Genomic DNA, 13,512 nt, shown 5'->3' with positions numbered 1-13,512 from the left:
CCATTTATATTGGGTATACTGGTGTAAAAGACGAGGGCGAGGAGGTCGCAAATGTCTACAGCAACAGTTAAGCCTACGACGGTTCGAATCGAAGAGGGGCTCAAGGAGCAGGCGACTGAGTTCTTGGATTCGGTCGGCCTCAGCCTCAATTCCTATCTCAATCTTGCCGTTCGGCAGCTGGTAAATCAGCGAAAGATTCCTTTTGAGATTGTAGGAAGGGCGGAGGTGCCCAACGAGGTGACGAGGCGCGCCATGGTGATCGCCGATGCTCATGAGCTGGGGATTTTGCCGGACGATAGCCTGTCATTCAATAACGCTGATGAGCTTATGTCATTCCTCGATGAGGAATAGCGATGTTCGAGATTAAAGTCGAGGCTCAATTTAAGGTGGACTACAAACGAACGATGCGCATGCATCCGCAGCTAAAAAGTGAGTTTAAAGCGGCGGTTGCAGAGCTTGTGGCTCATGGGTCACTTCCGGCGGAGTATGGCGCCCACGAGCTCTCAAACCCGAGCGGAAACTACAACGGCCACATCGATTTCCACCTATCCGATGGCTTGGTCGATGTGGTCGTTCTTTATCTTCCCCATAAGACTAACCCAGTGATTAGGCTGGTGAGAATGGGCACTCATCAGGAACTGTTTCAGGGTCCGCTGGGCTGATCGCCGATTTCTAAGTTGCGGTGGAATAGGGATTGATTTGCGGCTGATAAGCCAAAAACAGTTCCTATTCCACCGCAAGTGGTAAAGGTGCCCCTAGTGGATGGGCTGGTAACGAGGACAGTAGCTGATGGCGATGGCGTCGACGCCTACATGGGTGGCGATGGTGCAGCCGATGGGGCCGGTGCCGGCGTCTACGTAATCCTGGCCCGCGAGTGCCTCGTTGACAAGTTCCTGCTCCTCGGCGGCGCCGGTCGTGAGCACACGCACGCTTGAGCCCGGGTGCTCGTCCAAAAACGCGAGGCAATCTGCCATGGTGTTGGCGACGATGCGCTTGGCGCCGCGGCCCTTTTTGATGGCCTTGATCTCGCCCGATTTCCACTCCGGCGAAACGGCCAGGCGAATGTTGAGCATCTGCGTGAGCTGGCCGGCGAGCTTGGGGGCGCGGCCGTTTTTGACCAGGTTCTCGAGCGTGCGGGGAATCAGCAGCAGGTGGGCGTCGGGCAGCGTCGCGCGGATCTGCGCCTCGGTCTCGTCCAAGCTGCGGCCGTCCTCGCGCATGGCAAGCGCGTACTCCACCAGCAGGCCCTCGGTGCCCGAGCCGGTGCGCGAATCGATGCAGCGCACGTCGAGCTCGTGGGTCTCGGCGACCAGGCATGCGTTGGAATAGCAGGCGGACCACTCGCTGCACAGCGAGATAAAGATCGCGCTGTCGTGGCCATCGGCGCGTACGCGGTCAAACAGCGCCTTGAACTCGCCGGCGCTCGGCTGCGAGGTGTGCGGCAGCTGCTCGGAGCCAGCCATGCGGGCGACGTATTCCTCGGCGGTAATCTGCACCTGGTCGAGCAGGTCCTCGCCCTCGATAATCACATGCAGCGGAATCACGTAAATGCCGAGCTCTTGGGCACGGGCGGGGGAGATGTCCGACGTGGAGTCGGTTATGATGGCAAAAGACATAATTGCACCTTTCGTTGGGGCGCGGCAGCGCCGCCTTCTGAAAGCAAAGTGCGACAAGTATAGTGGAGTTGCTCTACATTGCTAGGTTCAATTGTTGAATAGTCAACAGTTTGAAGCGGTGGTGTGGAAATCATCAACTGGGGAAGAAGGGTGCCGATGGCGGCATTGCAACTTTGCGAGCGGCCGGTTGTGCTGTTCGATTTTGACGGCACGGTGGCCGATACGGGTCGGGCAGTGACGACCTCGACGCGCAAGACGCTGGCTGCGCGCGGGTTTTCGGAGACGCAGATGGGTGATCTGCGCCGCATGATCGGGCCGCCCCTGTGGAAGAGCTTTCACGACTTTTACGGCTTTTCCCGCGAGGAGTCGCTTGTGGTGGCCGACGAGTACCGCGCCTTTTTTGATGAGCTGGGACCGGAGGAGTACCCCGTGTTCGATGGGATTCCCGAGCTGCTGGATGAGTTGGCCGCCCGGGGCAAGCGTATGGCCGTGGCGACGTCACGCATGGAGGCCAAATGCATCGACATGGTGCATGAGCTTGGTCTTTCTCAGTTCGAAGCCGTGGTTGGCATGAATCCGCCGCAGGGGCGCGAGACCAAGGCCGATTCGGTTCGCGATGCCCTGGCGGCGCTCGGCGCGACGGCGGACGATGCCGTGATGATCGGCGATCGCTTTAACGACGTCGAGGGTGCGCACGCGATGGGCGTGCCGTGCATCGGCATCTATTCGGGCGCGGCGGCGCCGGGTGAGCATGAGGCGGCGGGTGCCGATGCAGTGGTGCACTCGGTGGCCGAGCTTGCTAAACTTTTCTCTATCTAGGAACTAAATGTGAGGGGCGGGTACGCTTGCCGCTCATTGGTAAGGAGGCAGTCTATGAATCAGGTGGAGCAGAGCGTCGCTGAGTATGTCGACGAGGTCTGGGAAGATGTCGTCGCCGATATCGAGCAGCTGGTGAGCTATCCGTCCGTGGCAGTTTCTGCCGATGCAGAGCCCGGCGCGCCGTTTGGCCGCCCGGTCCGTGACGCGCTCGACTGTGCGCTCGGCATCGCGCAGAAGCTTGGCTATCAGACGAGCGACGACGAGGGCTATGTGGGCATTGCCGATATCCCTGGCCGCGGCGACAAGCAGCTCGCGACCATCTGCCACGTGGACGTGGTGCCCGCCGGCCCGGGCTGGAACACCGACCCGTTTGCGCTGGAGCGTCGCGAGGGCTGGCTGCTCGGCCGCGGCGTTATCGACGACAAGGGTCCGGCGGTGCTGTCACTCTACGCCGGCGCCTATCTGCTCAAGCACGGCATTACCCCGCGCTATACTTTCCGCGCGCTGCTGGGCTGCGATGAGGAAGTGGGCATGTCCGACGTTCACCATTATCTGGAGAACCACGCAGACCCCGACTTTTTGTTTACGCCCGATGCCGAGTTTCCGGTCTGCAATGCCGAGAAGGGCCAGTTTGGGGCGACGTTCGTGAGTCCCAAGATCGACGGCGGGCGCATCGTGTCGTGGAGCGGCTCCGAGGCGAGCAATGCCATTCCGTCGCAGTCCATCTGCGAGCTCGCGATTGCCGCCGATGAGCTGCCGGCGCCCGTTGAGAACGCCGACCGCCTGGAGATCACGGCGCTTGATAACGGGCATGCGCAGATTTTCGCCCACGGTATTGGCGGCCACGCTTCGATGCCTGAGGGCACCATCAACGCCGTCGGCCTCATCGTGACGTATCTGCGCGAGGCCGAGGATGCGTTTGGTGCGCGCGACGAGCGCCTGCTGACGCCTGCCGAGCACGAGTTCGTCAAGTTCCTGGCCTTTGTGCATGCGGATGCCTATGGCCGCGGCCTAGGTATCGATGCGACGAGTCCGGCGTTTGGCCCGCTTACCTGCAACGCTGGCGTCATCCGCGTGGCGGATGGCCATATTGAGCAGGTCATCGACGTGCGCTTCCCCGACAGCACGAGTGCCGATACCATCCGCGAGCAGCTCGATCCGCTCGTAGGCCGTTTTGGCGTGACGTGCCGTGTGGGTCGTGCGAAGGTGCCGTTCTCGGTCTCTGCCGACGATCCGGCCGTGAAGGCGCTTATTGATACCTATAACGAGTTTACGGGCAAGCATGCTGAGCCCTTTGCCATGGGCGGCGGCACGTACGCACGCAACTTTGCCCGCGCCGTCTCGTTTGGCCCCGAGGAGACCGGCCTGGAGCTGCCCGCATGGGGCGGCCAGATGCACGGCCCCAATGAGTGCGCCAACGAAGAGCAGCTCAAGCAGGCGCTCAAGATTTATATCGTCGCAATCCTGCGCTTGAACGAGCTGGAGCTTTAAGGTTACGCGAACGCCAGGGTGACAACCTGTCTTTCGAAGAGGACGGCATGACCAGAAGGTCTATGCCGTCCTCTTTCTGAAAATGATCCCTTGGGGACGGAGGAAAACGGATCATTTGGTGTAAAAGGCGGGTCATGCTTGTCGGCGGGATTGTTATTCGTTTGTAAAGCCCTGCCGCGCTTGCGGTAAGGGTCTATCAGATGCCCGTAATAAAGCGCAGCTGACGCGGGCGCTGCCCGATCGAGACCGTATCTTTCCAAACAGCAAAGCGGGCAGGGTGCCCGCGAGTCGCTTGTATGAAAGGAAGATCATGCTCGATCAGGCTTATTCTCGTCGTCAGTTCCTCGGCCTCGCTGGTGGTCTCGCCAGCATCGTGGGCCTCGGCCTCGTTGGTTGCGGCGGCGCAGGCGCTTCCGACGCCGCCGACAAGGGTAGCGCCGCTGCCGCCGAGTCCGTCTCCGGCGAGGTGACCTACGACGGTGCCTCCTCGTTCCAGGCTCTCGTCGAGGCCGCTGCCGAGAAGTTCATGGATGCCAATCCGGACGTCTCCGTCTCCGGTTCGGGTAACGGTTCGGGTAAGGGCCTGACCGCTGTCGCCGCCGGCACCGTCACCATCGGTAACTCTGACGTCTTCGCCGAGACCAAGCTCGAGGCCGATCAGGTCAAGAACCTCGTCGACCACGAGGTCGCCGTCGTGGGCATGGGCCCCGTCGTCTCCAAGAACGTTACGGTCGACGACCTGTCCCTCGAGCAGCTCAAGGGGATCTTCTCCGGCCAGATCACCAACTGGAAGGAGGTCGGTGGCGACGACGCCACCATCGTCGTCCTCAACCGCAAGGCCGGCTCCGGTACCCGCGCCACCTTTGAGGCTGCCGTCTTTGGCGACGAGGCCAACGACTTTAAGGGCGACGCCGAGCTCGACAAGTCCGGCGACGTCCAGACCCAGATGGCCAGCACCGACAACGCCATCTCCTACCTCGACTTCTCGCACTTCGACGACTCCAAGTTCAACGCCATCAAGGTCGAGGGCGTCGAGCCCAAGAGCGCAAACGTTACCGACGACTCCTTTAAGATCTGGGCGACCGAGCACATGTACTGCTCCAAGGACGCCGACGAGGCCACCACGGCCTTCCTGGAGTTCATGCTTTCCGACGACGTCCAGGGCAAGCTCGTCGAGGAGCAGGGCTTTATCCCCGTCTCTGCCATGAAGGTCGTCAAGGACGCCAGCGGCAAGGTATCCGCTAAATAAGTAATCGCCCCGGAAAGGTTTGCAATGGCAAAACAGCTGCCAAAGCGCGACCTTGAGAACGTGGGCCTGGGCGTCACGGGCGCGTGCGTAGCGCTCGTGACGCTTGTCGTTGCCGCGCTCATCTTTATGGTCGCCCAAAAGGGCCTCTCGGCTTTTCTCAAGGACGGCGTCTCGGTCGTAGAGTTCTTCGCCGGCACCAAGTGGGATCTGGCCAACACAGCCGAAAACGGCCTGCCCTACACCGGCGCCCTGCCCCTGATCGTCACCTCGTTTGCGGTCATGGTGCTCTCCACGCTCATCGCGCTGCCCATCGCCATCGGCTCTGCCATCTTTGCGGTCGAGATCCAGCCTAAGTTTGGCTCCAAGGTCTTTCAGCCGCTTATTGAGCTTTTGACCGGCATTCCCTCGGTCGTCTTTGGCCTGATTGGCTTTCACGTGGTCGTCGGTCTTATGAAGAGCGTTTTCCACGTAAGCACGGGTCTGGGCATCTTGCCCGGCGCCATCGTACTGGCGGTCATGATTCTGCCGACGATGACTACGCTTTCGGTCGACGGCCTGCGCGCCGTGCCCGATAGCTACCGTCAGGGCTCGCTCGCGCTGGGCTATACCCGCTGGCAGACCATCTGGCACGTGGTGCTCAAGTCCGCCATGCAGTCGCTCATGACCGCGGTCATCCTTGGTATGACCCGCGCCTTTGGCGAGACGCTCGCCGTGCGTATGGTCATCGGCGGCATCGAGGCCATGCCGACGTCGCTGCTGTCGCCGGCGTCCACCATCACCACCACGCTCACCACGTCTATGGCGGTCTATGCCGAGGGCTCGGCCCAAGACGATGTTCTGTGGGCGCTCGGTCTGCTGCTGATGGGCATGAGCCTCATCTTCATCTTGATCATCCACCTTATCGGCCGCAAGGGGGCGAAGGCTCGTGGCTAGCACGCGCATCCACATCGACGAGGCGAGACTCGGGCGTGTCCAAAAGCAGGACCGCATCGCCACGGGCGTGCTGACGGCGATTGTCGCCATCGTCATGCTTATCGTCGTCTCCATGGTGGCCTACATCCTGTTCGAGGGTATCTCGACGCTGTTCCAGCCGGGCTTTCTCACGCAGCCCGCACGCGCCAACGGAACGCAGGGCGGCGTGCTCTACCAGCTGTTCGACTCGTTCTATCTGCTGCTGATCACCCTGATCATCTCGGTGCCCATCAGCCTGGGCGGCGCGGTCTTTTTGGTTGAGTACGCGCCCGATGGGCCTATTCGCGACATCGCCTCGACCGCCATCGAGACGCTGTCCTCGCTGCCCTCCATTGTCGTAGGCATGTTCGGCTTTCTGGTGTTCTCGGTGCAGCTGGGCTGGAAGTACTCCATCATCTCCGGCGCCGTCGCGCTCACCATGTTCAACATCCCCATCCTGGTGCGCGTGATTCAGCAGGCGCTCGAGGACGTGCCGCAGGCCCAGCGCGATGCATGCCTGGCCATGGGCCTCACTCGCTGGGAGGCCACACTGCACATCCTGATTCCCGAGGCCATGCCCGCCATCGTGACCGGCATCGTGCTTTCGGCCGGCCGCGTGTTTGGCGAGGCCGCGGCGCTGCTCTTTACCTCGGGCATGAGCTCGCCGGTTCGCCTGAACTTCTTGAGTTTTAACCTGTCGAGCCCCACCTCCGCCTGGAACGTGTTCCGTCCCGGCGAGTCGCTGGCCGTGCACATCTACAAGATCTATGGCGAGGGCAGCCCCGAGGCCCAGCAGATCGTCTGGGGCATCGCGGCACTGCTGATGATTTGCGTGCTGCTGTTTAACGTAGTCGCCCGTATCGTGGGCAAGCAACTGGCAAGGAAGATGACGGCCGAATGAGCGAGATGAACACAACGCCCGCAACCGAGGCGGCATCGTCCGACACCCAGGACTTTTTGTCGAGCGTGGGGGAGAGCGAGAAACGTGTTCGCGTGAGCGGCAAGGCCGTGAGCGACGAGGTCGTGGTCTCCACCAAGGACGTCAACGTGTACTATGGCGACCACCATGCGCTGCACGATGCGTCGCTCGACTTTCACAAGGGCGAGATCACGGCGCTCATCGGGCCTTCGGGCTGCGGCAAGTCGACCTTTTTGCGCAGCCTCAACCTTATGAATCGCGAGATTCGCGGCTGTCGCGTGGAGGGCGAGATCAACTACCGCGGCCGCAACGTGAACACCAAGACCGAGAACACCTACGAGCTGCGTCGGTCCATTGGCATGGTGTTCCAGCAGCCAAACCCGTTCCGCAAGTCCATTCGCGACAACATTACGTTTGCGCCCAAGCGCCACGGCATCACCGACCGCGACGAGCTCGACCGCATGGTCGAGGAGAGCTTGCGTGGCGCCGCGCTGTGGGACGAGGTCAAGGACAAGCTGGACAAGAGCGCCTACGCGCTTTCGGGCGGCCAGCAGCAGCGTTTGTGCATCGCGCGCACGCTTGCGCTCAACCCCGACGTGATCCTGTTTGACGAGCCCTGCTCGGCGCTCGACCCCATCTCGACGCTGGCGATCGAGGACCTCATGTCGTCGATCGCGGCCGACCGCGCCATCGTCATCGTGACGCACAACATGGAGCAGGCGTCGCGCGTGTCCAACCGCACGGCGTTCTTCTACATGGGCGATATGGTCGAGTACGACGAGACCGACGAGATTTTCCAACGGCCCAAGGATAAGCGGCTGAATGATTACCTCACCGGCATGTTCTCCTAGTCCGGGACATGCTTGAGGCCTGCGGCGGCCACGGTTGTCGCGGGACTGATTGGAGAGGCGGGTCATCTCTTGCGGGAGATGGCCCGCCTTTTTGTGTCGTGTGCTGGTGCGCTTGCCCAAAACCACCACGAAGGCGCCCGTCCCCTTTGTGGTGGTTTTCGCTATCATGGAGAACGTTGAATTTCTACGAAGGAGCAGGGCATATGGCGATTCTTTTGGGATGCGATTCCGTCAGCCTAGAGTTTCCCACCAAGCATATTTTCGATAGCGTGACGCTCGGCGTGGGCGAGGGCGACCGCATTGGTATTGTCGGTAAAAACGGCGACGGCAAGTCGACGCTGCTGAGCGTGCTCGCCGGCACGCTGGAGCCCGATGACGGACGCGTGACGCACCGCCGCGGCATCACGATCGGTCTACTCGGCCAAAAGGACCAGCTTGTCGATACCGATACCGTGCATCATGCTGTCGTCGGTGACACGCCTGAGTACGAGTGGGCCTCGAGCCCGCGTACACGTCAGATCCTCGCTGGCCTTATTAGCGATGTGCCCTGGGAGGGCATGGTGGGCGAGCTTTCGGGCGGCCAGCGCCGTCGTGTGGACCTCGCGCGCCTGCTGATCGGTGACTACGACGTGCTCATGCTCGACGAGCCCACCAACCACCTGGACATGCGTACCATCAACTGGCTTGCACGCCATCTTAAGGCTCGCTGGCAGCGCGGCCAGGGCGCCATGCTCGTGGTCACGCACGATCGCTGGTTCTTGGACGAGGTCTGCACTAGCATGTGGGAGGTCCACGACGGCCAGGTCGACCCCTTCGAGGGCGGTTACTCCGCATATATCCTTCAGCGCGTGGAGCGCGACCGCATGGCCGCGGTTACCGAGGAGCGCCGTCGCAACATGGCGCGCAAGGAGCTTGCATGGCTGAGCCGTGGCGCCCAGGCCCGTTCCACTAAGCCCAAGTTTCGCGTGGAAGCCGCCCGCGAGCTGATCGCCGACGTGCCGCCCGTGCGCGACGAGCTGGAGCTCAAGCGCCTCGCCGTGAGTCGCCTGGGCAAACAGGTCATCGACGTGATCGACGTGGACGCCGGCTATGCCGATACCGACGGCGCGCCCAAGCAGGTGCTCTCCGATGTGACCTGGCTTATCGGCGCGGGCGACCGCTATGGTCTGCTGGGTGAGAACGGCGCCGGCAAGTCGACCTTGCTCGACGTGATTCAGGGCAAGATCGCGCCCCTGCGCGGCCGCGTGAAGATCGGCCAGACGGTGCGCTTTGGCGTGCTGTCGCAGCAGCTCGAGGAGCTCGAGCCCTACATGGGTGACACGATCCGCGAGGTTCTGAGCAACTATAAGAAGTATTATGTCATCGACGGCAAGGAGACCTCGCCCGAGAAGCTCTGCGAGCGCCTGGGCTTTACGACGCAGCAGCTCTGGAGCCGCATCGGCGATCTTTCGGGCGGCCAGCGCCGTCGCCTGTCGCTGCTGCTGACGATCCTGGACGAGCCCAACGTGCTTATCCTGGACGAGCCCGGCAACGACTTGGATACCGACATGCTGGCGATTGTCGAGGACCTGCTCGACGGCTGGCCGGGCACGCTGATCCTGGTGACGCACGACCGCTTCTTGATGGAGCGCGTGACCGACCAGCAGTGGGCGCTGCTTGACGGTCATCTGACGCATATGCCCGGCGGCGTCGACCAGTACCTGCGCCTGTGCAACGCTACTGCCGAGGGCGAGCCCGTGGGCGCGCCGAGCGCCAAGACCGGCACGTTCGACACCGGCGCCGCAGCGGTTGCAGCCGAAAAGCCCAAGTCGAGCGGCCAGCCCAACGGACTTTCCAATGCCGAGCGCCAGAAGCTCCGCCGCGAGGTGAGCTCGCTCGAGCGCAAGATGGAGACGCAGCGCGCCCGCGTGGAGGAGGCCGAGGCCGCCATGGCCCAGGTCGATCCCACCAACTACACGGCGCTGGGCGAACAGCAGGCAAAGATCGACGAGGCCCATGCCGCCATGGACGAGCTGGAGATGGCGTGGCTCGAGGCGAGCGAAAAGCTCGAGGGCGAGGAGTAGGCGAGGATGATCAAGGCCGCGTTTTTCGATATCGACGGCACGTTGCTGAGCTTTAAGACCCATCGGATTCCGGCGTCGGCGCAGCAGGTGCTCGACAGCTTTCATGAGCAGGGGATTGCGTGCGTGATCGCCACGGGTCGCCCGACCTATCAGATGCCCGATTGGCTGTTCGATCTTGGTTGGGATGCGTACATCACGCTTTCGGGTCAGCACTGTTTTGATGCCAAGGGCGTTTACCGCAGCTGCCCGATCGATTCGGACGACGTCGCGGCGATTGTGGACCAGGTGGCGCAGGGGCGCTATGACTCGCTGTGTATGCAGGGCGAGAACTCGTTTGTGAACCGCCTGTCCGAGCGCGTGGTGACGGCCGGCAGCAACGCGGGGATTGTCTACCACGAGGAACCGTTTGAGCATGCCTTCGATGCGCCGGTCTACCAGTTCTGCGCCTTTGTGGACCCTGCCGACGAACATATCGTGACCGACGCGGTGTCGCATTCTCTCACTACGCGCTGGTGTGATTTGTTCTGCGACATTATCCCTGCCAACGGCGGTAAGGACCTGGGTGTCGCGGCGACGCTGGAACGCCTGGGTGTCGACGCGAGCGAGGCGATTGCCTTTGGCGACGGCGAGAACGACCTGTCGATGTTCTCGGCCGTGGGCACAAGTGTGGCCATGGGCAACGCGCAGGAGACCGTGAAAGCTGCAGCGACCTATGTGACGACCGCCGTGGATGACGACGGCATCTACAACGCCGCCAAGCACTTTGGGCTGATGTAACTGCGGGCCGGCACCCGGCGCCTGGGGACACTCCTTGCGGGGCGTCCCCATTTTGTTTTCGTCCCGCACGTTTTGTGAAACACGGCTAACTTTTAGGCAAAGTAGTAAGACATGGGCAACTTTTGCGGTAAAGTAAATCAAGCAAAAGTATCCAAAGGCTAACTAGAAGCCATCGCGAAAGGCGGCCCATGGCCCTGCGTGAATCCGGAGAAGACTATCTCGAATCGATCTACGTTCTATCGGAACGTCAGGGCATCGTGCGCTCGATCGACGTTGCCGAATACTTGGGCGTAACCAAAGCAAGCGTCTCTAAAGCCATGGCGGCCTTGGAGAGCACCGGCTACGTGGAGATGGGCAAACGCGACGTGCATCTGACGGAACGCGGTCTTGAGGTTGCCCGTCAAATGTGGGAGCGCCACTGCTTTTTCGTGGGGCTGCTGGAGGATGCGGGTGTTTCGGCTGAGGTCGCGTCGCAAGAGGGCTGCCACATGGAGCACTGCCTGAGCGAGGAAAGCTTTGAGAAGCTGAGGGCGATGCTGGGACGGGACAGCGACCGGGACCAGTAGCCCCGCCAACCAAGTCCAACTCAGACAAGGAACCCCGCCAGCAAGCGATGCCCAAGAACCGCCAGCAACGTTACCGCAGGCCGGGACCGGGCTTGGTTTTTGAAAACACTCCGCAGACCAGAAGCGCCCCCGTTCGTAGCTCCGAAGGAGCAGAACGGGGGCGCTTCATTGGTCGAGGACGTTTTCAAAACCAAGCCCGGTCCCGGCCGGAGGGACCACAGGCGCTACAGGTTCTTGACACCCATCGCGCGCATGGCGTTCAGGATAGCGATGATCGCCACGCCTACGTCGCCAAAGACGGCAAGCCACATATTGGCGATACCCAGCGCTGCCAGCACAAGGATCAGCAGCTTAATGCCCAGCGCAAAGATTATGTTCTGCCAAACAATCGACATGGTCTTGCGCGCCACGCGGATCGCGCGGGAAATGTTGGACGGCTTGTCGTCCATCAGCACCACGTCGGCGGCCTCGATCGCGGCGTCGGAGCCCATGGCGCCCATGGCAATGCCCACATCGGCGCGCGTAAGCACAGGAGCGTCGTTGATACCGTCGCCGACAAAGGCGAGCTTGCCCTTGCCACTTTCGGCCGCGAGTAGCGCCTCAACGCGCTCGACCTTGTCGCCCGGCAGGAGCTGCGCGTGGAACTCGTCGAGACCGAGTTGCTTGGCCACAGACGCTGCAACCTCCTCGCGGTCGCCCGTGAGCATGACGGTGCGGTTGATACCGGCGGCATGCAGGTCGCGAATCGTTTGCTCCGCATCGGCCTTAACGGTGTCTGCAATCACGATGTGGCCGGCGTACACGCCGTCAACGAGCACGTGGAGGATCGTGCCGACAACCTCACAGTCCGGTGCTTCAACGCCGGCCGCGGCGAGCATTTTGGCGTTGCCAACGACGACGTGCTTGCCGTCGATGGTTGCCGTCACGCCGTGGCCCGCGTCGTTGGCGGAGTCGCTCACGCGCTTGGGGTCGACCTCGCCCTGGTAGGCGTCGCGCACGGACTGCGCGATGGGGTGATCGGAGAACGACTCAGCAAGGGCTGCGACTTCGAGCAGCGACTGCTCGGTATAGCCAGCCTCGGGGTGCACCGCGACGACTGAGAACGTGCCGTTGGTGAGGGTGCCCGTTTTGTCGAAGACGATGGTGTCCACGTCGGCGAGCGTCTCGAGGTAGTTGGAGCCCTTGATGAGAACGCCCAGCTTGGACGCGCCGCCGATGCCGCCAAAGAAACTCAACGGTACGCTGATCACGAGGGCGCACGGGCAGCTGACGACCAGGAAGGTCAGGCCGCGCAGGATCCAATCGGACCAAGCGCCAGTCACCAGGCCGCCGCCAAGCGCGAGCACCGCGGCAGCGCCAGTGACGGCGGGGGTGTAGACGCGGGCAAAGCGCGTGATGAAGTTCTCGGTGCGCGCCTTCTTTTCGCTGGCATTCTCCACGAGCTCCAGAACACGCGCGACGGTTGACTCGCCAAAGGGCTTGGTGGTGCGCACGTGGATGAGGCCCGTCATGTTGATGCAACCGCTGATGATATCGTCGCCGGTCTTGGCCGGGCGGGGGACCGACTCGCCCGTGAGTGCGGCGGTGTCGAGCTGGGTTTCGCCCTCGACGATGACGCCGTCGATAGGCACGCGCTCGCCGGGCTTGACCACGATCACGGTGCCGACGGCGATGTCATCGGGAAAGACCTGTTCGAGTGTGCCGTCGGCTTGCTCGACGTTAGCGTAGTCGGGCGCGATGTCCATCATGGCACTGATCGACTTGCGGCTCTTGCCCACGGCGTATGCCTGGAACAACTCGCCGACCTGGTAGAACAGCATGACAGCGGCGCCTTCGGCCATGTGCGGGTCGGTGTCGGGGAAGAGCACCATGGCAAACGCGCCGATGGTCGCGACGGCCATGAGGAAGCTCTCGTCGAAGGCCTTGCCGCGGCGGATGTTATTGAATGCCTTTTGCAGTACGTCGTAGCCGGCAATCAAAAACGGCACGAGGAACAGCACAAAGCTGGCGTAGATGTTGCCGGGCTCCCCAAATGCGATAGCGAGGGCGCCGAGCTCGTCGAGGGCATAAACAACGGCAAAAATGCCCAGTGCTACCAGGATGCGGTTGCGCTTATGCTCAAGGGACTCTTTCTTCTTGCGCTTCTTCTTTTTCTTCTTGGGATCGGCGGCTGCCATGATTCAAACCTCCCATTTGAGTGTATGAACACT

General features: G+C 62.0%; 13 protein-coding genes. 11 read left to right on the top strand and 2 right to left on the bottom strand.

Annotation, left to right across the window (positions count from 1 at the left end):
* The first annotated feature begins 51 nt into the window (after positions 1 to 51).
* Positions 52 to 351, top strand: a complete 300-nt coding sequence (locus DWW51_RS00960) for a type II toxin-antitoxin system RelB/DinJ family antitoxin (protein ID WP_117773020.1) — start codon at positions 52 to 54, stop codon at positions 349 to 351.
* Between the two features lie 2 nt (positions 352 to 353).
* Positions 354 to 662 carry a type II toxin-antitoxin system YafQ family toxin gene (locus DWW51_RS00955; RefSeq protein ID WP_117773018.1) on the top strand — a complete coding sequence of 103 codons (309 nt, stop codon included), beginning with the start codon at positions 354 to 356 and terminating at the stop codon, positions 660 to 662.
* 93 nt (positions 663 to 755) lie between these two features.
* Here the strand turns inward: DWW51_RS00955 and DWW51_RS00950 are convergent, their stop codons facing one another.
* Positions 756 to 1,616, bottom strand: a complete 861-nt coding sequence (locus tag DWW51_RS00950) for a DegV family protein (RefSeq protein ID WP_117773016.1) — start codon at positions 1,614 to 1,616, stop codon at positions 756 to 758.
* 156 nt (positions 1,617 to 1,772) lie between these two features.
* Between DWW51_RS00950 and DWW51_RS00945 the strand changes: the two genes are divergently transcribed.
* The 9 genes from DWW51_RS00945 (at position 1,773) to DWW51_RS00905 (ending at position 11,302) form a co-directional block, all read left to right on the top strand.
* Positions 1,773 to 2,435 (top strand): HAD hydrolase-like protein, encoded by a 663-nt coding sequence (locus tag DWW51_RS00945; RefSeq protein ID WP_117773014.1) that lies wholly within the window; start codon positions 1,773 to 1,775, stop codon positions 2,433 to 2,435.
* A 54-nt stretch (positions 2,436 to 2,489) separates the two neighbouring features.
* A complete protein-coding gene (locus DWW51_RS00940) occupies positions 2,490 to 3,926 on the top strand; it encodes a M20 family metallopeptidase (RefSeq protein WP_117773012.1) in 1,437 nt (478 codons plus the stop codon).
* A 310-nt stretch (positions 3,927 to 4,236) separates the two neighbouring features.
* Positions 4,237 to 5,175 carry a phosphate ABC transporter substrate-binding protein gene (locus DWW51_RS00935; RefSeq protein ID WP_117637295.1) on the top strand — a complete coding sequence of 313 codons (939 nt, stop codon included), beginning with the start codon at positions 4,237 to 4,239 and terminating at the stop codon, positions 5,173 to 5,175.
* Positions 5,176 to 5,199: 24 nt separating this feature from the next.
* Entirely contained in the window at positions 5,200 to 6,108 is a 909-nt protein-coding gene (pstC, locus tag DWW51_RS00930; RefSeq protein WP_117773010.1) for a phosphate ABC transporter permease subunit PstC, read from the top strand.
* Positions 6,101 to 7,027, top strand: a complete 927-nt coding sequence (gene pstA / locus DWW51_RS00925) for a phosphate ABC transporter permease PstA (protein ID WP_117773008.1) — start codon at positions 6,101 to 6,103, stop codon at positions 7,025 to 7,027. Before pstC ends, pstA begins: the two co-directional genes overlap by 8 nt.
* Positions 7,024 to 7,896: a phosphate ABC transporter ATP-binding protein PstB gene (gene pstB / locus DWW51_RS00920; protein WP_197032117.1), complete on the top strand. Its 873-nt coding sequence runs from the start codon at positions 7,024 to 7,026 to the stop codon at positions 7,894 to 7,896. The genes pstA and pstB overlap by 4 nt, the downstream gene beginning before the upstream one ends.
* 203 nt (positions 7,897 to 8,099) lie before the next feature.
* Positions 8,100 to 9,959, top strand: coding sequence for an ABC-F family ATP-binding cassette domain-containing protein (locus DWW51_RS00915; RefSeq protein WP_117773006.1), 1,860 nt, complete (start codon positions 8,100 to 8,102; stop codon positions 9,957 to 9,959).
* A gap of 6 nt (positions 9,960 to 9,965) precedes the next feature.
* The gene (locus DWW51_RS00910) at positions 9,966 to 10,736 is read left to right on the top strand and encodes a Cof-type HAD-IIB family hydrolase (protein WP_089572086.1); all 771 of its coding nucleotides are present in this window, start codon (positions 9,966 to 9,968) and stop codon (positions 10,734 to 10,736) included.
* Positions 10,737 to 10,924: 188 nt separating this feature from the next.
* On the top strand, positions 10,925 to 11,302 hold the full coding sequence (locus DWW51_RS00905; protein ID WP_089572084.1) for a metal-dependent transcriptional regulator: 378 nt from the start codon (positions 10,925 to 10,927) through the stop codon (positions 11,300 to 11,302).
* 224 nt (positions 11,303 to 11,526) lie between these two features.
* Here the strand turns inward: DWW51_RS00905 and DWW51_RS00900 are convergent, their stop codons facing one another.
* Complete coding sequence (locus DWW51_RS00900) at positions 11,527 to 13,479, bottom strand: heavy metal translocating P-type ATPase (RefSeq protein ID WP_197032116.1); 1,953 nt, start codon at positions 13,477 to 13,479, stop codon at positions 11,527 to 11,529.
* Positions 13,480 to 13,512 lie beyond the last annotated feature (33 nt).

The sequence above is a fragment of the Collinsella sp. AF15-51 genome, assembly GCF_003462845.1.
In the GTDB taxonomy this organism is placed as follows: domain Bacteria; phylum Actinomycetota; class Coriobacteriia; order Coriobacteriales; family Coriobacteriaceae; genus Collinsella.
The sequence above is the reverse complement of the archived record's forward strand: the minus strand, read 5'-3'. Positions and strand labels throughout refer to the sequence as shown.